We start from the raw sequence: 25,367 nt of genomic DNA, 5'->3' as shown, positions 1-25,367 counted from the left end.
TAAAGGATGAGTAAGTTCTACGAAAAAGTAGCTTATCGAGATGTTGAGGAAGATATTAAATCTCAAAAGTCTGTAGATAAATGGATATTTAGATTGCTTCTTGTTGTCATTGGCATTGTGCCATTAATCGTTATGGCAAGTGTTAAAGAGGTTCAAACCCCTCTAATTACAAATGTAGCTGCTTTAACTGGTGGTGTAAAAGGTGACCTATTCACTCAATATAAAGCATTATTTGTAGTGGGAATTACGATAATAGCAGCTATCATGTTTATGGCTAAAATTTTGTTTATGAATGGTAAAATTCATAAAACAAAACTGAATTATGCAATAGGAGCATTCGCAGTTGCTATTATTTTATCAACAATTTTCTCGCCAAATATTTCAATTGCATTGAGCGGAATGTATAACCAATCAGATGGAGCAATTAGCTGGTTATGTTACTTGTCTCTATTATTTATTGCAATGAATATTGAGTATCCCAAAAAAGCTTTAAACTATATTTTGTATTCACTCTACCCATTTGTGGTTATAAACTTATTTATCATTTCAATGAATTTTTATGGACATGATTTATTACAAAATAGTGCTGTTAGTAAATTTGTAACGTTGTTTTTACCTGAAGGGGCAGATATTACTCAAGGTTCTACTTTAGTGGGAACTTTAAATCAATGGAACTATATGAGTGGAATGTTCGCAATTATGACGCTGATGTTCTTAGCTGCATCTATTTTTGAAAAAAGTCTAATAAGAAGCATTATTCATATGCTAATAGCTTTATCATCGCTATCTATCGTTTTTATGTCTTTATCTTCAAGTGGGTTTATAACAGTGATCCTGTTATTTCCACTAATAATATTATACCTGTTTAAAACTGAATTTAAAAAACAAGGTATTTTAATTTTATCAATATTCTTAGTGTTAACTGTTCCTATTTTTCATACTCTAGCATCACATGTACCAAAAGTTTGGTACGAATCTATTGGCTTAATATTTAAATATAATCCTTATGATGTGTATGTAGAACCAGAAACTGTTTCCTATAAATTTAATAGTGAAGGAATTTTTTATAATAGTGCGTATGCTGCTGAGAAATTTGAATTACCTGAGCTTCCTGAAAGGGGAATATCTGCAGGATCAGGACGTGCTTATATTTGGGAAAAAGCAGTAGAAGTCGTAAAAAATCGTCCGTTGTTCGGCTATGGATTAGATACATTTATGTACAATTTCCCACACTATAGTATTGATGCACGGGCTGGGCTAGGGGACGAAAATATGATTACTGATAAACCCCATAGTATGTATATTGGCTGGTTGTATGGTACGGGAATCATAGGTTTGCTAAGTGCATTAGGATTAGTTGTGCTTACATTATTTAACCCTTTAAAAATAGCGATAAAAAGTAATGGTTCAATCATTAGGATATTGGGGGTTGCGTGGGGAGCTTATTTAATACAAGCAATGTTCAATGATAGCATTCCAGGTATTTCAGCACCAATGTGGACTGTTGCTGGAATATTGTTAGCAATAGCATTTAAGTATAAGGAGCAAATAGATGGAAGAGACAATTGAGTTACGTGAGTTGATACAAATTGTTTGGAAGGGCAAAAATATAATCGCTATTTGTACTATTGTTTGTATGTTGTTAGCGGGAACAGCTAGCTGGTTTATATTAAATGAAAAGTATGAATCAAATGCAGTTGTACAAGTATCTAGTGGTGTACAGGATAATGATTTTATGGCAAAGTATATTTTAGCCGAATTCACACCGAATATTTATGCACAACGTATTCAGAATAAAACTATTATGAAGCAAGCATTACAGGATGCTGGCATTAAAGAGAAATATAATGAACAAAATTTAGAAGTAAAAGTAGAGGCGGATCCTACCAAAAATTTAGTTGAGTTAAAGTACTTATCTAATTCAGCAAAGGATGCGCAGAAACAGTTGCAGATTTTAATGGATGTAACAAAGCAAAAAATGAATGAATCTGTGCAGGGGACGTTGCAAGATTTAGAAAAAACTTACAAATCGGAATCAGCAGTATTATCTAAAGAAATAGAGACTATTATTGAGCAGTATAATAAGGTGATAAAAGATAATCATCTACCTGAGATTTTAATTTTACAAACGGTGTTAAACTCTGAAATTATACTAAATATTTCAGAAGAACAAACGTCAGCACTTTCGACTGTAACTGGAAATCTGCAAAATGAATTACTCCAAATGCAAGCTCAAATACAGACTAAATCAGAAGAGTATCAAAAAACTTTAGCTAACTATCAATCTGTTAAAACGGGATTAGACAGTTTTAAACCAGATCCATTTATTCGTGTTATTGTAGAACCAACCTTGGAAGAAGTACCTTCTTCACCAAATAAATTACTAAATTTAGCAATTAGTTTTGTAATCGGTATGATGCTAGGTTTATGTATTGTATTCTTCCGACATTATTGGAAAAATAGCGCTGTTGTTAAATAGAAATAAGAGAGGTTTGCTTTATATGAGTTATAAAATGCGTTACATGCTATTCTTTATAATTGACTCCTGTATAGTCCTTTCCGCAATATTTATCAGTTATTGGTTATTACACCCAACTATAGATGGCTATTCCGATAAGGTGATAATAGTTAGTGCTGTAACGCTCTTAGTTAGTCATCATATTGCAGCATATTTCTTTCATCTTTATGACCGGATGTGGAGTGTTGCATCTGTCCGAGAGCTATTAACAATTGGCTATGCCGTTACGATTTCCATCGCAACGGCTAGTTGTATTCAACTAATTATCAAAAATGATATATATTTTCGTGTTATGGCTATAACATGGATGCTTCATATAATTATGATTGGAGGATCACGATTTTTACTACGTGTTTTGAATGATAAAGAATCATTTCGTAATACAGCTAATTTAAAGAGAGTGTTAATTGTGGGAGCTGGTCAAGGCGGCACAATGCTTGCGAGAAATTTAATTCATTCACCAAATCCAGATCGAATTCCTGTTGTATTTGTAGATGATGATTTAAGTAAACAACAACTCAAAGTGATGAATGTGACGGTATGTGGTACAACAAAGGATATTCCTAAGCTTGTAGGTAAACATGGAATTGATGAAATAATTATCGCTATTCCTTCTCTAGGGCGTATAGGTATTAAAAGTATTTTTGAAGATTGTGCAGAAACGAATCTTCCTGTAAAAGTTATGCCAAGTATCGAAGATGTCATGACTGGTAAAGTGGCTGTCAACGAAATGAAAGAGGTTCAGATTGAAGATTTACTTGGACGTGATGAAGTAAAACTTGATATGGTGGCCATATCAAAGAAACTAACTGATAAAGTGATTCTTGTCACAGGAGCAGGGGGATCGATAGGTTCAGAGATTTGTCGTCAAGTGATGAATTTCCATCCAAAGCAACTTATTCTTTTAGGGCATGGTGAGAACTCGATTTACACTATTCATATGGAATTACAGCAAAGAAGCTCAGGCTTTATAGAATTGACACCAATTATTGCAGATATTCAAGACAGGGATAGAATCTTTGAAATAGTTAAGCATTATAAGCCAGATGTAATTTATCATGCTGCAGCCCACAAACATGTTCCTCTAATGGAATATAATCCACATGAGGCTGTGAAGAACAATATATTTGGTACGAAAAATGTTGCTGAGGCTGCAGATGAATTTAATGTTGGGAATTTTGTCATGATTTCAACAGATAAGGCGGTAAATCCACCAAATATAATGGGAGCTACTAAACGTATTGCTGAAATGGTAGTTCAGAATCTAGCAAAAGATAGTGATACAAATTTTGCGGCTGTTCGCTTTGGAAATGTATTAGGTTCAAGAGGCTCAGTAATTCCTTTGTTCAAAAAACAAATTGCTTCTGGTGGACCAGTGACAGTTACACACCCAGATATGACACGCTATTTTATGACAATTCCAGAAGCTTCGAGGCTAGTACTACAGGCTGGCACACTTGGGGGCAATGGAGAAATTTTTGTATTGGATATGGGTGAGCCTGTGAAAATTGTAGATTTGGCTCGGAATCTTATCCAATTATCTGGTTTCACAGAGGACGAGATAAAAATTGAATATACTGGCTTGCGACCAGGTGAAAAGATGTATGAAGAATTATTGAATAAAGAAGAGATTCAAGAGGAGCATGTATTTCCTGGGATACATATTGGTCTTGCATTAACATTATCCAACTATCATTTGAATATATTATTGGAGGAAATTGCTGAATCATTTGACGAGGCTACTAAAATGCAACTAATTAATATAGCTAATAATAAATTTACAAAGGAATATCATATATGAAGAAGAATCTAGTCTATGTATACGGTGTGAATTTAGTAAATGGTTTAGCTGGAATAGCATTTATCCCTTTGGCAATTAAATCTTTGGGGGCTGAAGGCTATGGTATATATTCGATTTTTGTTATTCTTTCTTCTTATATTTATTTTATTGAAATGGGAGTAGCAAAGTATTTTACGAGGACTATAGCTCAAACTGTTAATAGTGAAGAGCAGAGTATGATCATGCAGGTTGCAGTGGGTATTTATATTAGAATAGCTATTCTGTTATTATTAATAACTCCAGTTTTATTTTTCGTAATTCCAAATTTTGTATTTCCTACAAATAATGATTTTTTGGTAAGCATTATTGTTATTCTAGTTTCATTAGATTATTTACTATCTATACCAACTACGATTCTTCTAACTTTTAATATCGGTAAAGAAAAATTTGGAAACGTATCGAAATATAACTTATTTTCGGGTTTATCCAAACACTTATTTTTAATTGCTACTGTTGTGTTGACACATTCAATTCTCTTATTAATAAGTGTCATTTTACTAAGAAGGATATTCGATATAATTTATGCTAAAAAAATTTTAGTACAATTACCAGCAGGAAGTTGGAAACCAAAGTATTCAAAAGGTGAGTTTAAGAAGATAATAAGTGAATCCATCTTGTTATCTGCTGCTCAATTAACACAAGTAACTATACTTGCATTAGGCACGTTTTTAGTAAATAAAAATTTTACTATGAGAGAAGTAGGAATTTACAAATCAGTATTTGATTTAGCGACGAAAGTGTGGTTTTTTTCAAACAGTCTAGGAATGGTTATATTCCCAAGATTTTCTGCTATGCTTAAAAATGAAAAAGAGAAATCATATTTATTGAGTAGAATTCCATATTACAACAAGGTAAGTTGGTTAATTTATAATTCTCTATTTGTAACGGTGTTTTTAGTTTTACAATATGTTCCAAATTTTTTAATGATTCAAGATATGGATTTGTTCTTTTTCTTATTATATGGAGTATGTTTAAATGCACATACAAACTTAAGCTATGAGTTTTTACAAGCTGCATCTAAATTAAAGGAAGTAATATTTACAAGCTGTGCAACTATAGTCTGCATGGTAATCTTTTTCTATTTGTGTTTGGAGTCGTATCAATTTTATACGATAGGGATTGCCTGGGTAATTAGCCAATTTATTAATAGTTTTGTAATGGATTCATTTGTATTGAAAGAACTAAATATATTAAAAACTATAACTACGCTAAGTATTAATTTGATTGTTTCAGTATTCTTATATTGTATATTATTTGTATTTTAAGGGGGGAACTTAAATGAAGGCAGCATCTATTATACTATTTATCTTTTTAGCCCTTAGTGCTGATTTAAAAGTTACTTTATTCCCCTATGTACATTGGATTTTGTGGAGTATTTTGATATTGCCTTTTATGTTAAGGGATTTTTTAAAAGAGAAACTCATTATTAGTCCTATGTTTGGAATAGCTTTTATACTAGTAATGTTAGGTATGATTAGTAGTTATTACTATGGATCAGGCATAGAAAATCTTATTCAGACTATTAAACTATTTTTAATATTAATAACGTTATATTATTTTATTTATTATTCTAAGATTGGTTGGAATGAAATTAATATTGCGCTTAATACAGCAGTTATTGTGAATGTAATGTTATTAATATTCGGTTTATTAGGGGTTTCGAGTATGGCTAGCTTAATGACTAGTGATGGGAGATGGGGAACAGCTCTAGCTTTCCCTGGATCTCTAGTAAAGATAGGAGCTTTTGGTTTTTATTTTAATATTATGGCTTTTTTATTGTTACCAAAAAAACAAAAAGTCATTCATTTTTTTATGCTATTACTTAGTTTGTTTGTTATCTATATGGATGGATCACGTACGGGCATGCTCTTAATCTTTTTAACACTATTTTTTGTCTTTTTATTTTATATAATAGTCAATCATAAAAACAAGATAAAGTCAGTTGTCTTACCGTTCTTTGCTTTTATTATATTTTTTGCGGGGCTAATAATAGCAATACCGTTTCTTTTACAATCAAGAATTGGTAAAAGTTTAGTTAATTTACTGAATTCCGGTTCTTTTTCAACAGGATTAGAACTGGTAGATCCAGCTAGATTTATGATGTATAAATCAGCAATTGAAAAGATCTATAATAACCCTTTTATTGGGACAGGAGCATTTACCACAGTCGGGATATATGAAGACGGAACTAGTATGGTCGTTCACAATACATATTTGCAATTGTGGGGAGACTTTGGATTATTCGGTTTATTAGGAATGTGTTTAATTTTCTTTGGTTGGATAGCATTCTTACCAAAAATCATGCTGAAATTACAAGTTAATATAAATAAGAAGGAAAATATAGTGGTAAGTAGTTCAATTTTGATGTTGATTTATTATATAGGTAATGGGTTATTCCATCCCTATAGTACGGAATTATCAGAATGGATAACATTTATACTGCCATTAACATATTGCTACTCTTACTACAGAGGTTATTTTCAAAGAAGAGGTGAAAAGTTAATATGAAAATACCTTTAAGTATTGTGATTACAACCTATAATCGAGAAATTGAATTACGTAGATGTATTAATTCTATTATTGAACAAGAATATGACAATTATGAGATTGTTATTGTGGACGATCATTCTGACTTTAATTATAAAGATAAAATCATAAAAGAATTTAATAACGTTAAGTATATATATCAAGAAAAGAATACTGGACCTGGAGTAGCTAGAAATCACGGCATTCAAAAGGCTAAATATAATTATATAGTGATTATGGATGATGATGACGTGTTTGTTGAAGGAGCATTTGATAAAATAAATGATTTTTTAGTGAAAAATGAAGAGTTAAATGAACCAGTCTATCATTTTCTTTGTTCTACTACGAAGATAAATGAAAATGTGGATTATCGAAAATATAATTTTGAAGAATATTTACAAGGAGTAGTTATGGGCGATACTACTCATGTTATTAATAAAGAAATATTTTGTGGAAGTAATTATTCTTTTCCCGATTCTAAGATTGGGGCTGAGTTGTTATTATGGTACAAAATTATTATCGAACATGGCTATTCAGTGGTAAATAAAATTGTCGTTAAAGTGATAGAAGATTCTAGCGATAGACTGACAAATGCAAATAGAGAGATTACTAAGGTAGATTTATTTGCTCAATATCAAAGAGATATAATACGTGAATTCGAAAAAGACATACTTCAAGTCGGTAATATAAATCATTTACTTACAAGGTTTAGAGGGGCTATTACGTATTCTTTGATTGAGGGTAATCGACAATTAGCTATGGAGTATTTGTTAAAATCACTAAAATACTCAAAGAAACAGCTTATGTTCATTCCTCTTTTTTTATTACCTAAAAAAGTTATCGCTGAAATGTTACGTAAATATAGACAGTAGAGTAGGGATATTGTTATGAAAGTGTTACATGTTATAACAACTTTAAATAGTGGTGGCGCAGAGAAAATGCTAGTGGATATCGTAAAAGAAATGCAAATTCAGGGTATCACTTGTGAAGTTGCTGTATTAACAAAGGCACATAATTTTTTTGGCCAACAAATAGAAAAATTGAAAATTCCTGTGTATTATGGTCCTACACCAAAAGTATACGCTTTTAAAAATATATTTTTCTTAAAGAAAATAATTGAAACACATAATTATGACTGTATTCATACTCACTTGTTTGCATCACAATTATTCACACCGGTTGCTTTAAAAATGGCGGGAAAACAGATTTCTTTAATTACAACTGAGCATAGTACACACAATAAAAGAAGAGATAGTAAAAAGCTGTATTTGTTAGATTATTGGTTATATCGTCAATATGATAAAATAATTGCTATTACCACCGATACAAAAGAAAATCTAAAGTCTTATCTTCCGAGTACTGGATATAAAACAGAGGTAATTGAGAATGGTATAGATGTCTTACAGTATCTTGAATCGCCTTCCCTTGATAGATTTGAAATATCACCAGAGATAAGTGAGAATGAGAAGCTAATATTGATGGTAGCCGCCATGCGAGAACAAAAAGACCATGAAACTCTTATTCGTACAAGTAAACTTTTACCTTTAAATTACCGGATAGTATTTGTTGGTGATGGTGAACGTTTAGAAGAAGTCAAACAATATGCAAACGAATATGGACGTGATACCATACTTTTTTTAGGCAAACGCATGGATGTCCCTTCTATTATGAAAGCTTCAGATGTTTTTGTACTTTCCTCCAAGTGGGAAGGATTCGGTTTAGTAGTAGTTGAAGCCGCTGCTACTGGGTTACCCGTTGTAGCATCGGATGTAGATGGTTTGAATGGTGTAGTAAAAACGCTAGGTGGACAAGTTTTTGAGCCTTTTAACGAACATGACTTAGCAGATAAAATAATAGCATCTATTGAATCTGAAAAAGTTAAACTAGATGTTTCCAAATATACGATTCAAGAAACAGTAAAAAAATATTTGGCATTATACAAGGAAATTTAAAGGAATGAAAAAAATGAAAGTTCTTTTTGTAGCATCAGTTTATCGACATCTTACAGCATTCCATATCCCATACATTAAGTATTTTCAGTCACAAGGTTATGAAGTTTGGGCTGCTGGAACTGGGTTGGCAGATAAAGAAATATTAGAAAAATATCAAGTGAAATGTGTTGATATCCCATTTTCAAGAAGCCCTCTAAGTTTAAAAAATATCGACGCACTTAATGTCTTAAAAAGGTTATTTCATAAAGAAAAATTTGAGCTAGTTCATGTGCATACCCCTGTAGCTTCTATTTTAACAAGAGCAGCTTTTCGAAAATCAAATTATGGGAAAATTATTTACACTGCTCATGGATTTCACTTTTTTAAGGGAGCTCCGAAGCTAAATTGGCTAATATACTTTACAGCAGAAAAAATTGCAGCCAAATGGACAGATCATTTAATCACTATAAACGAAGAAGATTATCAAAATGCTCAAAATCTATTACCAAGTGAAAAAATATCATATGTACATGGTGTTGGTGTTGAATTTGAGCATGAATTTTTGACAGAAAATGAAAAAAAACATTTTAAGAAGCAATTAGGACTATCTGATAAAACTATTGTTATTTCATATATTGCAGAGTTAAATAATAATAAGAATCACCAATTTTTACTTCGAAATTGGGAACGTCTGAAGCAAGAAAATCCTCTAATAGAGTTATTAGTGATTGGAAACGGTGAAAAAGAGAATGATTTGAAAAAGTATGTTGAAAAAGAAAATCTTTTAGGGATTCATTTTTTAGGATTCCGTCGAGATGTTCTGAAGCTTTTACAAGTATCAGATGTTGTTGCATTACTTTCACATCGTGAAGGTTTACCTAAAAGTATAATGGAAGCAATGGTAGTAGGTATTCCTTGTGTAGTTACGAACACAAGAGGGTTAAGGGATTTAATACAATCAAATAAGAATGGTTTTGTAGTGAATCATGAGGATGATACGGCCTTAATTACTGCATTTACAAAACTTGTACAATCGACAGAATTAAGAGGGGCAATGGGTAAATGTGCTAAAGAATCTATAGAACCGTATTTAATGGATAAAGTTTTAATAGAGTATATCAGAATCTATAAAAATTTACTGAAGTAGGTGAAAGTATGACGGTTTTAATAACAGGTGGACTTGGTTTTATAGGCAGTCATACAGTGGTTGAATTGATTGAACAAGGTGAAGATTGTTTAATTATAGATAATTTATCAAAATCCTCAATTGATGTATTGGATAAAATTGAATCAATAGTGCAAAAAAAAATTCCATTTATAAAGTTAGATTTATTAGAGATGTTATCAATACGAGATGTGTTTATAAAAAATAATATATCATCTGTAATTCATTTTGCTGGATATAAATCTGTTGGCGAATCAGTAAAAGATCCTCTGTCTTATTATCAAAATAACCTAATTAGTACATTAAATTTACTAGAAGTTATGAACGAGTTTGATGTGAAAAAATTAATATTTAGCTCATCTGCAACTGTTTATGGAGATTTACACACGCCTCCGTTAAATGAAGATCTAGCTCTTAATGCGCCAAACCCCTATGGTCGTACAAAGTTGATGCTTGAGCAAATGCTAAAAGATCTATCCGAAACTGACAGTGGATGGAAAATTGCTCTTATGCGATATTTTAATCCTATTGGAGCTCATAATAGTGGAAAACTAGGAGAAATGCCATATGGAATACCAAATAATTTAATGCCACATATTTTAAAGGCAGCTAATGGTGAAACTACAAAATTGCAGGTCTATGGTGGCGACTATGATACTGCTGATGGGAGCTGCATTAGGGATTTTATACATGTAATGGATTTGGCTAAGGGACATGTGCAAGCTTTGAAGTTTGTTGAGGCACACAATGGTTGTGAAGCATTTAATCTTGGAACAGGTATCGGCTACTCAGTCTTAGATCTAATACATACATTTGAAGAAGTAAACAATGTAATCATACCGTATGAGATTGTTGAGAGACGTGAAGGTGATATCGTTACAAGTGTAGCAGATGTTACAAAAGCAAATACTTTATTAAATTGGAGTACGCAATTCGGTCTAAAAGATATGTGTTATGACGCTTGGATATGGTATAAAGCGACTAAGAGGTTGAGTGTATGATAAAACGGTTATTTGATTTTATTATAAGTTTTGGTGTCTTGCTATGCCTAAGCCCAATATTCTTTCTAACCTGGATATTAGTTCGAATTAAATTAGGTTCACCTGTACTGTTTAAACAACCTAGACCAGGTTTAAATGGAAAAGTTTTTTATGTTTATAAATTTCGTACAATGACTGATGAAAGAGATGAAATTGGTGAATTATTACCTGATTCGGTTCGTTTAACATCATTTGGGAAAGTTTTACGTAAACTAAGCTTAGATGAATTACCTCAGCTTTGGAATGTACTAAAAGGTGACATGAGTTTAATTGGGCCACGTCCACTTTTAGTAGAATACTTACCACTTTATAATGAAAGACAAGCTCGTAGGCATGAAGTACGTCCAGGTATAACTGGATGGGCGCAGGTGAATGGTCGTAATGCAATTTCATGGGAGCAAAAGTTTGAATACGATGTATGGTATGTGGAAAATCAATCATTATGGTTAGATTGTAAAATACTATTACTGACAGTGAAAAAAGTATTTGTCTCAGAAGGTATTAGCCAAGAAGGGCAAGCTACAATGGAAAAATTTAAGGGTAGTGATGTTTAATGAATATCGTAGTTATTGGAGACAGTGGTCATGCTAAAGTAATTAAAGATATTGTCTTTGCCAGTGGTAATGATGTAATAGGTATCTTGGATGATAAATATATTGACATTGTTATAGAGAACAAAATTGTCAAAGGGCCTATTACATATTTAAATCAGCTTTTAAAAGATGATCAGGTAAAAGTCATCATTGCTATTGGTAATAATAACATTCGTCAAAAAATTGTTTCCAGAATTAACATTCCGGATAATAGGTATTTTACATGCATTCATCCAACTGCTATTGTAAGTCCAAGTGCCATAATAGGGAATGGAACTGTAATCATGCCAGGCGTCATAATAAATGCAGATGCTTGTGTAGGTATGCATAGTATTATTAATACGAATGCCATTGTAGAGCACGATTGTTTAATAGAAAATTATGTACATATCTCACCAGCTAGTGTAGTAACCGGCGGTGTTAAAATAGCAGATGGCGTACATTTAGGGGCAAGCAGTTCAGTAATACCATTAGTGAAAATAGGAAGCTGGACAACTGTAGGAGCAGGGGCTGTTGTAGTGAGAGATTTACCAGCCAATTGTACAGCAGTAGGGGCTCCTGCGAAACCAATTAAATTTCATGAGTGAAAATCTTTGAGAGAAGGCATATAACATGACACAACGAATTTTATTATCATCCCCTCATATGAGTGGACATGAGCAAAAATATATTCAAGAGGCTTTTGATACGAACTGGATTGCCCCACTTGGTGCAAATGTGGATGGATTTGAACAAGAACTTGCTAAATATGTAGAGGTAAATGGAGCGGCAGCGCTTAGTTCAGGAACAGCGGCAATTGACTTGGCATTAAATTTAGTTGGTGTTGAACGTGAGGATACTGTTTTTTGCTCGACATTAACATTTATTGCAAGTGCGAATCCAATTTTGTATCGAGGAGCAAAGCCAGTCTTTATCGACTCTGAATGGGATACTTGGAATATGTCTCCACAAGCTTTAACAAGTGCGTTTGAAGATGCACAGGCTGAAGGAAAATTGCCTAAAGCCGTCATTATTGTTAATTTATATGGTCAAAGTGCAAAGATGGATGAACTTTTAGCGATTTGTGATTCTTATGAAGTTCCGGTAGTGGAAGATGCTGCTGAATCACTTGGTTCATCCTATAAAGGAAAGAAAAGTGGGACATTTGGTCAATTTGGTATTTTCTCATTTAACGGTAATAAAATTATTACTACTTCTGGTGGCGGCATGCTAGTTTCAGATGATGTTGAAGCCTTGAATCGTGCGAGATTTCTTGCTACTCAAGCTCGTGATGCAGCGAAGCATTACCAACATAGTGTTGTTGGTTACAATTATCGTATGAGTAATGTTGTTGCTGGTATTGGTCGCGGACAGTTGGAGGTACTGGATGAGCGTGTGGGACAAAAACGTGCGATTTTTGAACTTTACGCAAAGGCTTTCTCAGAAATTGACGGTTTAACAATGATGCCCGAGCTTGAAGGTACATTTTCAAATCGCTGGTTGTCTACGATGACATTAAACCCAGAAAAAATTGCCATTTCACCATATGATTTAATTGATAAGCTGAATGAGGCAAATATTGAAGCTCGTCCTGTATGGAAACCACTTCATTTACAACCATTGTTTGAGGGATGTCAATTCTATTCTCATGCTGAAAATGAAATTGTGAGTGAGCAATTATTTGAAAAAGGAATTTGTTTGCCATCGGATTCTAAGATGACTGTAGAAGAGCAGCAACGTGTGATTAATGTAATTTTGACTAATGTTTAATTTCTTAATTGGTTTTCCAACAAATTTTTGTATGCTACGAAAAGTAGTATACTTTTTTTATAATGTGAAAATATCTGACATTCACTGTGAAAAGCAGGGAATTTGGGTAAGGATTTAATATTTTATTTAAGAGATGAAGAAGTGGGCTTTTTAGAAAAGTCTGTAGTTTTAGGCTTAGGACACATTCTCTAGAACTACTTTATTAATTCTCTACTAAGGCTACTTAAAGTCCAAATTTTTCCCTCTTAATAAAACTCTAATCAATATTGTTTTAATTTAGGATTAAATCTAGGCAATCAATTAAGGAATTAAAGGATTTATTGAAAAGAATAATGTAAATATACAGATAAACATTTGAGTGTGGACATGACATTTCAAAGGGATTAAGGAATAATATTAATGAAGAATTATATAAAAACTATATTTTTACTAACACCATTTATAGTAATATTCATTTTAGAAACGATAAATAGAAATCGTTTAGGTTTAGTCTATCCTTGGATAATAGACTTTTTACCTTGGATTGAACAATCTTTTGATAAATATCTTTTTGGTGTAATGATATGCCTATTATTTCAGACAATGTTTTTAGCTATTGTTAATAACTATTATCTAGCAATTATTTTAAACACTGTATGTTGGATATTATTATCTACTGTTAATAATTATAAAATTAAATTTTTAGAAGAACCACTTTTACCATGGGATTTTAGATTTATAAATCAAATATATCAATTGCTACCTTCTATTTATAATGAATTAAACTTCTACTTAATAATTTTAGTGGGTGCAATTATTCTAATAATATTATTTTTTATTATTAAATATACAGATTTTAAAGAATTTAATTGGAAAAATAGAGTGTTTGCTCTTGTATTTTCCATATTAATCATGATTACACTTTGCAATTATCCATACAATTATTTCAACAATATTTTTTCGAAAAGTGGCGTATTTTCAGTTCCTGAAAACCAAATAAATAATCAAAATATTAATGGCATTGTTTTAAGTTTTATATTGAATATGCCCACAACACTTATTGACTCTCCTAAAAAGTATTCAAAAGAGCTTATGATAAATAATATTAATGAGAAATATGCAATTAATGATAGGAATATTGAAAGAAATAATACCAAACCAAATATTGTTATTATTATGAGCGAATCATTTTGGGATATAGGAAATCTAAGTAGTAATATAGAAAAGCAAAATTATATAGCTACAGTTAAAGAAAATCAAAAAGGAAATATAGTATCATCTCAATTTGGTGGAGGAACTGCTAATGTTGAGTTCGAAGCACTTACGAGTTTTTCTATGAATCTATTACCTAGCGGATCAGTTCCATATGCACAATATATAAATGAGAAAACTCCCTCGCTTGCTAGCTTTCTAAATCAATCTGGCTATACAACAATTGGTATTCATTCATTTGGAGGTGATTTTTGGAATAGAAATCACGTATATCCTCTATTAGGTTTTGAAAAATTTAAAGCGTTCGAAAGTTTTGAGAATCCGAAAATTAAAGGTGACTTTGTTGCAGATTTTGAAATAACGAATTCAATCATTGATGAATTAAATAGTAATACAAAACCAACTTTTATCTATGCGGTAACAATGCAAAATCATGGCGGATATAATAATGATAGATATGGTGAAGAGACTGTAAAAGTACCTACTAATTATAGTAAAGAAGGACAAAGAATTTTAAATACTTATACAACAGGGATAGTAGATGCAAATTTAGAGTTAAATAGACTAATAAACTATCTTTCTAATTTTAAAGAACCTACGTTAGTTGTATTTTTTGGTGACCATCTGCCTGCATTAAAGGAATTTTATGAGGAATCTGGATATATAAAAAAACAAAATAAGTATAATTTACAGGAACAATTAAAAATGAAGCAAACTCCTTTAGTTGCTTGGAATAATTATGGATTATATATTGATGAAGTAGGGAGTATCAGTCCCTCTTTTTTAGCGCCACATATACTGGATTGGGCAAACCTTAATCAATCTAAATATTATAAATTTATTGATGAATTTTCAGAATTATTGCCAGGGTATACCCGTGAAGTAAAAGTAAATGATAAAAATAAACTGTTTAACGATACTCCAAGTGAATTTAAAGATTTTGAAGAGTATTATAAAACAGTTCAGTATGATGTTTTATTTGGTAAAAAATATCTTTTAGAAACGGATTATTTTAAAGTACCACAATAAATCTTATTATAGTTAATTTATTTGTTAAGTTATCTTTGAAAAATTTAATATGGCGAATTGTATAATTAATATTAAGCTCATCTCTGTTTTTTACTTTTTTTGGATAACTAACTTTTGTGCCATTTAAGAAACGCCTGACATTGATTTATGAACTGAACCTTATTTAACGGACAGTTTAACAAAAAGTGCCCTTGCAGGTAAAACTGCGATTAGATGGTTCCGATCTTTTGTCGGAGTCATCTTTTTTAGATTCCATTGCTTACGTTATATCTTATAATATCCCATATATGTATCTATCATCTGCTTTAGCGCAAATAAGTTATTTGCCGACTTATAATTGACTTCATTTTTAAAATTCCCAAAGAAGGTGTAACCGCTAAAATAAATTTAATAGTTTTTACCAAACAGTTTTTTATATTTTTGTCCAAAAAATCAATTTCTAGTAAACTAAAATCATTATGTTTACTGAAGGTTGGAACTAACTGAAACATATGCCACATATGGAGTCGCCTCTAATTGTTTTCTTTTGATGTTCATTAAAAATAATATTACTCATGATGTTACCCCATTCTAAATTCGTAAAGTTTAGTATAACCAAATTTTTAGTTTTAAAAAACAATAAATCCCAACAAAAGAACTTTTTTTGAAGTGTCCGCTATTCGGGGTTCATTTCATTTTTTTATTTTCTGTTATTAGAAATTTTTATAATAGCAGACAACACAGAATGAATGTTTGAATTTTCAAAAAATATTCTCTGTTATTTCTATTTAATTTCCCATAATAGTATCCAGATTACTGAAATTACGATTAATTTACACAATATAGATACTATTAAAATAAGTCATTAACAATAATATGCTAACATATACATATAGTGGGGAAATAGGTTTAAATTATTTCAACTATTGATGGCAAGCCGTATGCGATGAAAGTCGCCTGTATGGTGTAGGCCCAAAGAAAGGTGACAGCAGTTAAGGAGGTTAGTGCCAATAGTAGAAGAGAATGTAGATCTTTCAAAAACAAATGGTGAAAAAGTTAATATTGATGGAATCACAGTTAAAGGAAACACAATTCTATAATCTTTTTGCAAAGTCTTCTTTTAATAGAGGGAAGGCTTGTATTTTAAAAACTAACTTTCCTAAGTTTGAAAGGGGATTTGACTGGATGTCGAAGAAGAAGTGGAAGAAGCCGATAAATGCCTTTTTAGCAACAACTCTAGTTGCAAGTGTTGCCGTACCAGTAGCACCGCTTACAGTAAAAGCCGAAACATTAGCAAATGATTTAATCATTTCAGAGTATATTGAAGGGAGTTCCTTTAATAAAGCGATTGAAATATATAATGGTACAGGTGCCGCGGTTGATTTAAGTAATTATACGTTAGAGCTTCATACGAATGGAGAAGCTACCGCGAAAAATAAAGTAAGTCTGACAGGTACTCTAGAAAACGGAGCTACGTATGTTTTATATCATAAAGATGCAGGTCCAAACATTAAAGCAAAAGGGAATCTAGAAAATTCAACTGTTATTAATTTCAATGGGAATGATCCGATTGTATTAAGGAAATCAGGTGAAATAATCGATTCCATTGGACAAGTTGGTCCTTCAGCAGATTTTGCTAAAGATGTAACTTTAGTAAGAAAGAATTCAGTCTTGTCGGGTAATCCAAATATTGATGACCCCTTTAACGCAGCTTTAGAATGGAATTCTTCTTCAGTTGATGATTTTTCTAATTTAGGGCAACACGTAATGGACAATTCAGGTGAACCTGTTGATCCTGTTGACCCAGAAGCACCGGCAATCCTCCCAATTGGAGATGCTAGAACTAAAGGTGTGGGTGAAACGGTAACCATCAAAGGGAAAGTGGCAGCGGGCTTGAAAAATACGTTCTCCGTCCAAGATGATACAGGTGGTATTGCAGTACGACCTACTAGTCTAGATTTGTCTGTCGGGGATGAGGTTACTTTAACAGGTAAATTAGCTGACTATCGCGGATTACTACAATTAGATGGTGCTACAATCGTTGAAAAAGGCGGAAATTCTGGTGCCCCATCGCCAAAGGTAGTAACTGGTACTCAAGTAACGGAAGCAAACGAATCACAGCTAGTAACAGTGAAAAATGTTACGCTTACAGATGTTCAACAAGGGAATGGATCGGCGAACTTTACTGCGAATGATGGGACGAATTTCATTGTACGTGATGAAACAAATTCACTTGGATTAACTGCCGGTACTTCCTATGAATCTATCACTGGTATTGTCCAACAGTTCGATCAAGACTATCAAGTTATTCCTCGCTCAAAAGCAGACATTGTTGTGGATAGTTCAGCATTAAAGCCTGCTATCGCATCGCCTGGAAGTGGAACGTTTACAGGGAAAACAACAGTTACGTTGACAACACCGACTGCAGATGCAGAAATTTATTACACATTAGATGGCACTGAGCCAACTGATAAAAGTCATAAATATGAGATGCCACTAGAAATCAGTAAAAATACTACATTAAAAGCAATTGTTAAAGATAAAAATGGTACGTTCAGTGAAGTAACTACATTTGATTATATTATTGCAGATAATTTACAAATTCATGATATTCAAGGTGCTAATCATACTTCTTCATTCAATGGTAAAACTGTTGAAGGCATTGAAGGTGTCGTAACCTATTCATTCATGTTAAATAACAATTGGTATTATAACATTCAAACACCTGATGATTTAGCTGATAATAATCCGAATACTTCTGAAGGGATTTTACTATACAGTGGTAAAAACTCTTGGCCAGTTCAGGTAGGGGACTTAGTGTCTGTTAAAGGGCAAGTAAATGAATTTGCCTATGATGGTTATAGTGATCGACAACAAACAGATTTAAAAACTACGCAAATCAATGTACGTAACGATCAAGGCGGAAAAGTAGAAGTAGTGAAAAATAGTGTTGCGCTACCGAAGCCAATTGAACTTGATAAATTAAAAATGTCCTTAAGCAGCATTGACAGTGATCAACTTCAAACATTTAATCCAACGATCGATGCTATAGACTTCTGGGAAAGCATTGAAGGGATGCGCGTAGAAGTAGAGGACGTGAAAGCGGTAGCACCACAAGAGCATGGAGATCTGGTGACAGTACTTGACAGTGAACCGACAAATACAATTCACGGTGGCGTATTGTACGAGCAAGGAAATGCTAATCCAAACAGAATTCAATTCCGATTAGAACCGAATGCCGCTACACGCGATTTTGAAGTTGCTACAGGTGATCAATTTAAAGGACCGATTACGGGAGTCGTAGGCTATTCCTATCAAAACTTTAAAATCTATGTTCCTTTAGATGAAATGAAAGCTGCCCATCAACAAGGTACAGCATCACCAGAGAAAACAAAAATTGTAAAAGCTGATGATAAGCTAACAGTTGCTTCTTATAATTTAGAAAACTTCTCGAATAACAAAAGTTCTACGACTGATGATAAAGCGAAAAAGCTAGCACGAGCAATTGGCATTGATATGGGGAGCCCAGATATTGTGGGTGTAACTGAGGTGCAAGATAATAACGGTGCTTCTCCTGGTGATTCAAACGCCAATCAAAGCTATCAAAGACTAATTGAAGAGATCAAAGCTGCAAGTGGTGTTGAATATCAGTATGTTAATATTGATCCTATCAACAATCAAGACGGTGGAGCACCAGATGCAAATATTCGCGTCGGCTTCCTTTATAATCCAGAGCGAGTGAAGTTGAAGGAAGGTATCCCAGCAGGAGATGCTACAACAGCTGTAGATTATAAAGATGGGAAATTAACACTGAACCCTGGTCGTATTGATCCAACTAACGAAGCATTTAACAGTAGTCGTAAACCTTTAGCGGCACAATTTGAATTCCAAGGTGAAGACGTAGTAGTGATCGCCAACCATTGGAATTCTAAAAATGGAGATACGCCATTATTTGGTGCTAAGCAACCACCTGTATATGGCAGTGAAGTGCAACGTCAAAAAATCGCACATATTGTTTATGATTTTATTGAAGATATTAAATCAAACAATCCAGATGCAAATGTTGTTTCATTAGGCGATTTTAATGATTATCAATTTGCGGATGCTTTAAAAATACATGAAGGTCAATTAATGACGAATATGATTAATAAAGTGGAAGATTCTGATCGTTACACATACGTATTTCAAGGGAATTCACAAGTATTAGATCATATTTTAGTTTCGAATAATCTAGCAGACAAAACAGTTGTCGATGTCCTTCATATTAATGCTGATTTTACGGACATGGCTGGTCGTGCAAGTGACCATGATCCTGTCATGGTTCAAATTGATATGAAGAAAGATTCAAGTGTTGAACCGATTCAGCCTGAAATAGTATATGACCTTAAGAACTACAAAAAAAACAAATTGACAATAAATAAACCTAGTGTGGCAGTTCATTTAGATGCTCAATCTGTTATTCCAAAAGGTGTGGTCCTTAAAGGTGCCTATGCGGAGCTACATGGAGAAGGCTTTAAGACGACTGATGTTATCCTTAGTCCAGTAAAAGCAGGGGCGATTATTGACTTAAAAGGCACTGCTGTGAAATCAATCACGATTGAAGGTTCAAATGTTAGTGAAATAAGAGGTGCTGAAAATATAGATATCAAATCGATAATCTATAAGAAGGGTGCAGCTCCTGAGCAAATTAAATTTACAAATTCGAAGGGGGAACCCATTGGAGATCCTTCTTTACCTTCTGAAAATAATGCACCTATCATTAAAAATCCTATAGCAAACAAATCTGTAGCTGTTGGAGAGGCAATTAACATTGATTTAACAGATCATTTCTCAGACCCTGATGGTGATGAGCTTTCATTTACAGCTACAAAAGGAACTGTAAAGGGCAAGACATTAACTCTTAATTTAGAAGAGGGTAGCCATATTGTTGGCGTTACAGCATCTGATGGTAAAAAAAGTGTTACAGCAAGTTTCAGTGTTACAGTTGTTGCGAATGATTATTATACAGCTGCCTATAACAAAGAGGGGCAGGAACTAAAAAATGCTCTTCACGATATCATTTCGGAACAAAAGGTACTTTCTTATGATGAGGTTTGGGATGCATTAAAGTATACGGATGAAGACCCTAATAATTCAAACAATGTCATGTTATTTTACTCTGGGAAATCTAGTCCGAAAACAAACAGTGGTGGCAATGTAGGAAACTGGAACCGAGAGCATACATGGGCAAAATCACATGGTAATTTTGGAACAAGCAATGGACCAGGAACGGATATCCATCACTTACGTGCAACCGATGTACAAGTTAATAGCTCAAGAGGAAATTTAGATTTCGACAATGGCGGCAGTCCAGTAGCAGGCTGCAATGGTTGCCTGAAAGATTCAGATTCATTCGAACCACCTAATCGCGTAAAAGGTGATGTAGCACGTATACTATTATATATGGCAACTCGTTACGAGACGGGAGATAAGGTAGACCTTGAACTAAATGACAAAGTCAACAATGGAACAGCTCCTTACCACGGTAAACTTTCTGTTCTTTTACAATGGCACGAGCAAGATCCTGTAGATGCCTATGAAAAACAAAGAAATGAGAGAATTTACGAAATCCAAGGAAATCGCAACCCATTTATAGACCATCCAGAATGGGTAGAAAAGATATGGTAAATTAAACTCAAAACGTCAAACGCCCACTTCAGTTGCTAACCTGAAGTGGGCGTTTGACGTTTACTGTGCTCATTTCAATGCAGCCTTATGCTGGTTTTCTTGTCTTATAAAACTTCCATATTCTTCTATTAAATTTCCTCATTATAGCGTAAAAAATTAGATTGCTAGTATTGCCATTGCATTCTTCGACAAACTATGACATCCTTAAATTAGAGATAAAAGTAAAGTATTAGGGGAATGTTTTGTGATTAAAGAGTGGGATTTACTACGTGTGGTCGCGTGTTTATCTATTTTATTATTACACACTTCTTCGTGGATTATTATTGAAGTTGGTGCGATACCGGAGCAGCCATTTTATCTGTTTTTACGTATTGCGCTGTGTTATGCGACACCGACGTTTATTTTATTGTCTATATTAATTTTGGCGAATCGTTATCAGGATAAAATACCGAGTAACTTTTGGTCAAATAGAATTCAATATATTTTTCTACCTTATTTAATATGGGCCATGATCGATGCAGTAGTTGTAGAGTCAATTTATCGCAAGGGCTTATTATGGGAAAAATTTGTCCGCAATGTCTTCTACAGTGAGTTTGTAGGCTGGTTCGTTTTGGTCATTATGCAGCTGTATGTAGTCTTTGCGTTAATGAAACGTTTTAAGTGGTCTATGGCTTGGTTTTTACCGTTATGTATGCTGATTACGCTTGTTCATCATTCGGTGATTTTATTACCATATCCGATTTTTGAAGAGAATGAGTTAATGTTTCGTTTATTATTTACGGGGTGGCTTGGGTATTTTGCTATTGCTTATGCGATGGGGGTGTATTATACGCAGATTGCTGCGCTTGCGAAAAAATATCGTTACGCGACAATTGTGTTTTTCGTGTTATCTGGTACCTTTTTATACATCCGTATGCTGCTTGGTTATACAGATACGCATTCGAGACGCCTTGATTTAGTGCCGCTTGTTTTAAGTATTGCCTTGCTAGTAATTGCCTGGGGACAGTCGATACCTTATACGAAAACGGTTCGAGTGCTGAGCCAATATTCGTTTATGATCTATCTCATACATTGGGAAGTTCTGCGTTTATCGACAGGCTGGTTTGTAGAGCACTTCGATCGCACGCTAGTCCGAGTGCCACTGTTGATGCTGTGGACGTTAGTCGTTTGTATTGCGGTGACCAAGTTGATTTCATTACTTCCATATAGTCAGTGGGTAGTAGGGAAAATTAAAAAGCGTGCCACATAGAAAAAGCAGTGATTTCTTTAATGAAAGAAATCACTGCTTTTTTTGTTCGCCGGTAAAGTAGTTAGTTGCGCCGCTAAAAGTCGAAGTATCGCTAGTAAAGTAGCAAGTTGCGCCGCTAAAAGACGGAGTTCCGCCGGTAAAGAAGTAAGTTGCGCCGCTAAAAGCCGAAATTCCGCTGCTAACTTTAACGATATCGCCGCTAGAAGACAATATTCACACTAAAAGCTATCGCTACTCGGGCATCAATTTTAAATTGCGGTCATTGTATGCAAGCACGACGTAGTCTGGGTGCATGCTTTGTAAATAAGAAATAACATCTTTATCCAAATAACGTAAGTCTAAAACCGTTAGCTTTTTAAAATGACTGGCTACATGAAATTGAATGGCATTAAAATATGAATCTTTGAGGACGACGACATGTTTGTCGCTGTCATAGTCATTGTTAACAATCGTGAGCTCTGCAAAGTCTCGGCTGTAGGCATCAGCATAGTTTACGACTGTGTCAGGGCTCATTTGTTTAGCACGACCGTATACTGACTCGTACGGAGCCGTGACGCCATCCTCGATTGTACCGTCATAGATTGTAAATTGCGTTGCGAACGAAGCGGGCTCGTTATAGCAAATTTCATCGTGGTTATCGACGGTCATGTACAAGATTTTATTCCATGAGCCAGCAAACTTATTCGGTAAGCAATAGGTATTGGCTTCTTCGTATGGAATCGGCTCAATTGTTTCACTGAGTCGCTCGCTCATCGTTTTCATGAGTGCCTCGTAGCCTGCGTATGCACCACGCATTGTCCAGTGATGATCGGTTTTGTAGAAGTTCCGTTCAGCAGAAAAGTCGTTCTTCATTTCATCATAGAGACGGATATTGTCTACGCCAGCAGCAGTTACAAGATCATGTAGGCGCGCATTATTGGCTATTCCTGCATCATCAGGCATATAGCTTGGACTTGGCTCACGTGAGTAAGTCGCCTTTGCTGGTAGTGAGTAAAACGTAAACGGGATATTTTTTTCAGCAAGCCCTTCGCTTAGATTTTGCAAATCGGAGGCGAAGGAAGCAAGCTCTTCATCAGATTTTGCTTCAGCGGGCTTTGAAATAATCCAGCCGCTGTCATCATCAACTGCGTACTTATCGTTTAAGTAGGTTTTCCCCATTGCACGTTGGAAGTAAACATAGTTACGCATCCATGTATCTCGTGCAGGAAATTGATCGGAAATATATGTTTCTACTTGTTTTGACCATGCCCCAGAAAAGATCTCCTGTGGGCTTGGTGAAATGTTTGCAGATTCTAACGGACGGTTCTCCATTTCAGATTGTGGACGATCTACCGTTAACACATGCACGACGAAGCCACCGAAAATGATGCAAAAAAAGGTTATTGGTAATAGGTACATTTGTATTTTTCGCATATTGTCCCACCTAGAATCTAAAGTAAATGAATGGATTATGTGTTGCGTTTACTAAAAACATCGTAATAAAGAGCAACAATGCCCCATAGTAAATTGTTTGTACAAGACGTAGACTCCAATCAAAAGATAGAGAAGCGGTTGCTTTTTGCTCGCTCCACGTTTGATAAAGTCTATAAATTGGCATAGCGAATATGATCGCTACTACAAAATAAACGGCATAGTCTTTTGCCAGTAAAATCGTTTCATAATTATAAAGTGCCGCATCGGAGAGCCCAAACATCGTTTTGATAAACTCAAAAGCATATGTAAAGTCATTCGCTCTAAAGAATACCCATCCGATCATAACGATAATAAGAATATAAACATGGCGTAAGAAACGAGGAATACGCTCCAACCATTTTAAAAGTACCCATTTTTCGAGGCAAATTAATATTCCGTAATAAAAACCCCAAGCCATAAATGTCCAGCTTGCTCCATGCCAAAAGCCCGTTAGCGTCCACACAATTAATAAATTTCGATAGAGCTTCCATTCATGGCTTACGCGACTACCTCCAAGTGGGAAGTAGACATAATCTCTGAACCAGCTGCTAAGCGAAATATGCCAGCGACGCCAGAAGTCTGTGACGGACTGTGCAATGTACGGATAGTTAAAGTTTTCTTCAAAATGGAAGCCGAAAATTCGTGCTAAACCAATGGCCATATCACTATAACCTGAGAAGTCAAAATAGATTTGTAACGAGTAAGCTAAGATTCCTATCCAAGCAGTACCTGTCGTTAAATCTCCGCCTGATAAGCTGAAGACATGATCGGCGACTTCGCCCATCGGATTCGCAATCAGTACTTTTTTAGCTAACCCTTGTACAAAGCGACGTGTACCAATCATCCAATCCTCAGCTTTAGAGAGACGCTTTTTAATTTGTTCAGCTACCGTTTGATAACGAACGATCGGTCCTGCCACAAGCTGTGGAAACAATGTAATGAAAAGTGATAAATCCAAAAAATTACGCTGTGCCTTTACGTCTTTGCGATAAACATCGATCACATAGCTAAGTGCTTGGAACGTATAGAACGAAATACCGATTGGAAGGGGTACAGCCTCCCATTCAATTGGCTGCTCCAAGTAACTGTTAATAATGTCCACAAAAAAGCCGGCATATTTGTAATAGCCTAAGATGGCTAGGTTACTTACAATAACAAGCCAAAGTAGCGCTTTTCGTTTGGACTGCGAAACTGTCTTTTCAATAACAATCCCCAAAATATAGTTGAGCAAAATTGAAATCATCATTAAAAGTACATATTTCGGTTCGCCCCATGCATAAAAGAACAGACTGGCCAACAGTAAAATTGTGTTGCGTAGCATCTTCGGAGAGATGAAGTACACAATGAGCACTAATGGCAAAAATACATATAAAAATATAAGGCTACTAAAAACCATTCCTTCAAATCCCCATCTCTAATAATTATGTAATTGCTAATA

The 25,367-nt window shown here is 34.1% G+C and carries 17 protein-coding genes and 1 pseudogene; 15 read left to right on the top strand and 3 right to left on the bottom strand.

Annotated features, from left to right (window positions below; all coding sequences use genetic code 11):
• Positions 1-6: 6 nt before the first annotated feature.
• The 13 genes from ACB089_RS21560 to ACB089_RS21500 all read left to right on the top strand — a co-directional run bounded on the left by ACB089_RS21560 (position 7) and on the right by ACB089_RS21500 (position 15,582).
• Entirely contained in the window at positions 7-1,569 is a 1,563-nt protein-coding gene (locus ACB089_RS21560) for an O-antigen ligase family protein (protein ID WP_374963862.1), read from the top strand.
• A complete protein-coding gene (locus tag ACB089_RS21555) occupies positions 1,553-2,479 on the top strand; it encodes a Wzz/FepE/Etk N-terminal domain-containing protein (protein ID WP_374963861.1) in 927 nt (308 codons plus the stop codon). Before ACB089_RS21560 ends, ACB089_RS21555 begins: the two co-directional genes overlap by 17 nt.
• A gap of 22 nt (positions 2,480-2,501) precedes the next feature.
• Positions 2,502-4,319, top strand: a complete 1,818-nt coding sequence (locus tag ACB089_RS21550) for a polysaccharide biosynthesis protein (protein ID WP_374963860.1) — start codon at positions 2,502-2,504, stop codon at positions 4,317-4,319.
• Entirely contained in the window at positions 4,316-5,623 is a 1,308-nt protein-coding gene (locus tag ACB089_RS21545; RefSeq protein WP_374963859.1) for a lipopolysaccharide biosynthesis protein, read from the top strand. Before ACB089_RS21550 ends, ACB089_RS21545 begins: the two co-directional genes overlap by 4 nt.
• 13 nt (positions 5,624-5,636) lie before the next feature.
• The gene (locus ACB089_RS21540) at positions 5,637-6,866 is read left to right on the top strand and encodes an O-antigen ligase family protein (protein ID WP_374963858.1); all 1,230 of its coding nucleotides are present in this window, start codon (positions 5,637-5,639) and stop codon (positions 6,864-6,866) included.
• The gene (locus ACB089_RS21535) at positions 6,863-7,756 is read left to right on the top strand and encodes a glycosyltransferase family 2 protein (RefSeq protein ID WP_374963857.1); all 894 of its coding nucleotides are present in this window, start codon (positions 6,863-6,865) and stop codon (positions 7,754-7,756) included. Before ACB089_RS21540 ends, ACB089_RS21535 begins: the two co-directional genes overlap by 4 nt.
• A 15-nt stretch (positions 7,757-7,771) precedes the next feature.
• Positions 7,772-8,836 (top strand): glycosyltransferase, encoded by a 1,065-nt coding sequence (locus ACB089_RS21530; protein ID WP_374963856.1) that lies wholly within the window; start codon positions 7,772-7,774, stop codon positions 8,834-8,836.
• A 4-nt stretch (positions 8,837-8,840) separates the two neighbouring features.
• Entirely contained in the window at positions 8,841-9,962 is a 1,122-nt protein-coding gene (locus tag ACB089_RS21525; protein ID WP_374963855.1) for a glycosyltransferase family 4 protein, read from the top strand.
• A gap of 8 nt (positions 9,963-9,970) precedes the next feature.
• The gene (gene galE / locus ACB089_RS21520) at positions 9,971-10,981 is read left to right on the top strand and encodes a UDP-glucose 4-epimerase GalE (protein ID WP_374963854.1); all 1,011 of its coding nucleotides are present in this window, start codon (positions 9,971-9,973) and stop codon (positions 10,979-10,981) included.
• On the top strand, positions 10,978-11,574 hold the full coding sequence (locus ACB089_RS21515) for a sugar transferase (protein ID WP_374963853.1): 597 nt from the start codon (positions 10,978-10,980) through the stop codon (positions 11,572-11,574). Before galE ends, ACB089_RS21515 begins: the two co-directional genes overlap by 4 nt.
• The gene (locus tag ACB089_RS21510; protein ID WP_374963852.1) at positions 11,574-12,200 is read left to right on the top strand and encodes an acetyltransferase; all 627 of its coding nucleotides are present in this window, start codon (positions 11,574-11,576) and stop codon (positions 12,198-12,200) included. Before ACB089_RS21515 ends, ACB089_RS21510 begins: the two co-directional genes overlap by 1 nt.
• 25 nt (positions 12,201-12,225) lie before the next feature.
• The gene (locus ACB089_RS21505) at positions 12,226-13,362 is read left to right on the top strand and encodes an aminotransferase class I/II-fold pyridoxal phosphate-dependent enzyme (RefSeq protein WP_374963851.1); all 1,137 of its coding nucleotides are present in this window, start codon (positions 12,226-12,228) and stop codon (positions 13,360-13,362) included.
• A 399-nt stretch (positions 13,363-13,761) separates the two neighbouring features.
• The gene (locus tag ACB089_RS21500) at positions 13,762-15,582 is read left to right on the top strand and encodes an LTA synthase family protein (RefSeq protein ID WP_374963850.1); all 1,821 of its coding nucleotides are present in this window, start codon (positions 13,762-13,764) and stop codon (positions 15,580-15,582) included.
• Positions 15,583-15,741: 159 nt separating this feature from the next.
• Here ACB089_RS21500 and ACB089_RS21495 read toward each other — a convergent pair.
• Positions 15,742-15,951 (bottom strand): annotated as a pseudogene (locus ACB089_RS21495) (IS3 family transposase); the annotation flags it as partial.
• Positions 15,952-16,746: 795 nt separating this feature from the next.
• Between ACB089_RS21495 and ACB089_RS21490 the strand changes: the two are divergent.
• Both ACB089_RS21490 and ACB089_RS21485 read left to right on the top strand, forming a co-directional pair.
• Positions 16,747-21,228, top strand: a complete 4,482-nt coding sequence (locus ACB089_RS21490) for an endonuclease (RefSeq protein WP_374963849.1) — start codon at positions 16,747-16,749, stop codon at positions 21,226-21,228.
• A 244-nt stretch (positions 21,229-21,472) separates the two neighbouring features.
• Complete coding sequence (locus ACB089_RS21485; RefSeq protein ID WP_374963848.1) at positions 21,473-22,477, top strand: acyltransferase family protein; 1,005 nt, start codon at positions 21,473-21,475, stop codon at positions 22,475-22,477.
• 231 nt (positions 22,478-22,708) lie between these two features.
• On the opposite strand, the gene ACB089_RS21480 is transcribed toward ACB089_RS21485, so the two are convergent.
• Together ACB089_RS21480 and ACB089_RS21475 are read right to left on the bottom strand one after the other, a co-directional pair.
• Positions 22,709-23,890, bottom strand: coding sequence for a DHHW family protein (locus ACB089_RS21480; RefSeq protein ID WP_374963847.1), 1,182 nt, complete (start codon positions 23,888-23,890; stop codon positions 22,709-22,711).
• 10 nt (positions 23,891-23,900) lie between these two features.
• Positions 23,901-25,325, bottom strand: a complete 1,425-nt coding sequence (locus ACB089_RS21475) for an MBOAT family O-acyltransferase (RefSeq protein ID WP_374963846.1) — start codon at positions 25,323-25,325, stop codon at positions 23,901-23,903.
• Between the last annotated feature and the right edge of the window lie 42 nt (positions 25,326-25,367).

It is taken from the genome of Lysinibacillus sp. RS10, from assembly GCF_041956855.1.
GTDB classification, from domain to species: domain Bacteria; phylum Bacillota; class Bacilli; order Bacillales_A; family Planococcaceae; genus Lysinibacillus; species Lysinibacillus xylanilyticus_A.
Note: the sequence above shows the minus strand (reverse complement) of the source record. Positions and strands in the feature narration are given on the sequence as shown.

Bases quoted from the DNA above. Each gene is read 5' to 3' on its own strand.
- ACB089_RS21510 (WP_374963852.1), top strand. From the start codon at position 11,574: ATGAATATCGTAGTTATTGGAGACAGTGGTCATGCTAAAGTAATTAAA.
- ACB089_RS21505 (WP_374963851.1), top strand. From the start codon at position 12,226: ATGACACAACGAATTTTATTATCATCCCCTCATATGAGTGGACATGAG.
- ACB089_RS21475 (WP_374963846.1), bottom strand. From the start codon at position 25,325: ATGGTTTTTAGTAGCCTTATATTTTTATATGTATTTTTGCCATTAGTG.
- ACB089_RS21535 (WP_374963857.1), top strand. From the start codon at position 6,863: ATGAAAATACCTTTAAGTATTGTGATTACAACCTATAATCGAGAAATT.
- ACB089_RS21490 (WP_374963849.1), top strand. From the start codon at position 16,747: ATGTCGAAGAAGAAGTGGAAGAAGCCGATAAATGCCTTTTTAGCAACA.
- ACB089_RS21525 (WP_374963855.1), top strand. From the start codon at position 8,841: ATGAAAAAAATGAAAGTTCTTTTTGTAGCATCAGTTTATCGACATCTT.
- ACB089_RS21555 (WP_374963861.1), top strand. From the start codon at position 1,553: ATGGAAGAGACAATTGAGTTACGTGAGTTGATACAAATTGTTTGGAAG.
- ACB089_RS21545 (WP_374963859.1), top strand. From the start codon at position 4,316: ATGAAGAAGAATCTAGTCTATGTATACGGTGTGAATTTAGTAAATGGT.
- ACB089_RS21540 (WP_374963858.1), top strand. From the start codon at position 5,637: ATGAAGGCAGCATCTATTATACTATTTATCTTTTTAGCCCTTAGTGCT.
- ACB089_RS21560 (WP_374963862.1), top strand. From the start codon at position 7: ATGAGTAAGTTCTACGAAAAAGTAGCTTATCGAGATGTTGAGGAAGAT.
- ACB089_RS21530 (WP_374963856.1), top strand. From the start codon at position 7,772: ATGAAAGTGTTACATGTTATAACAACTTTAAATAGTGGTGGCGCAGAG.
- ACB089_RS21500 (WP_374963850.1), top strand. From the start codon at position 13,762: ATGAAGAATTATATAAAAACTATATTTTTACTAACACCATTTATAGTA.
- ACB089_RS21550 (WP_374963860.1), top strand. From the start codon at position 2,502: ATGAGTTATAAAATGCGTTACATGCTATTCTTTATAATTGACTCCTGT.
- ACB089_RS21480 (WP_374963847.1), bottom strand. From the start codon at position 23,890: ATGCGAAAAATACAAATGTACCTATTACCAATAACCTTTTTTTGCATC.
- galE (WP_374963854.1), top strand. From the start codon at position 9,971: ATGACGGTTTTAATAACAGGTGGACTTGGTTTTATAGGCAGTCATACA.
- ACB089_RS21515 (WP_374963853.1), top strand. From the start codon at position 10,978: ATGATAAAACGGTTATTTGATTTTATTATAAGTTTTGGTGTCTTGCTA.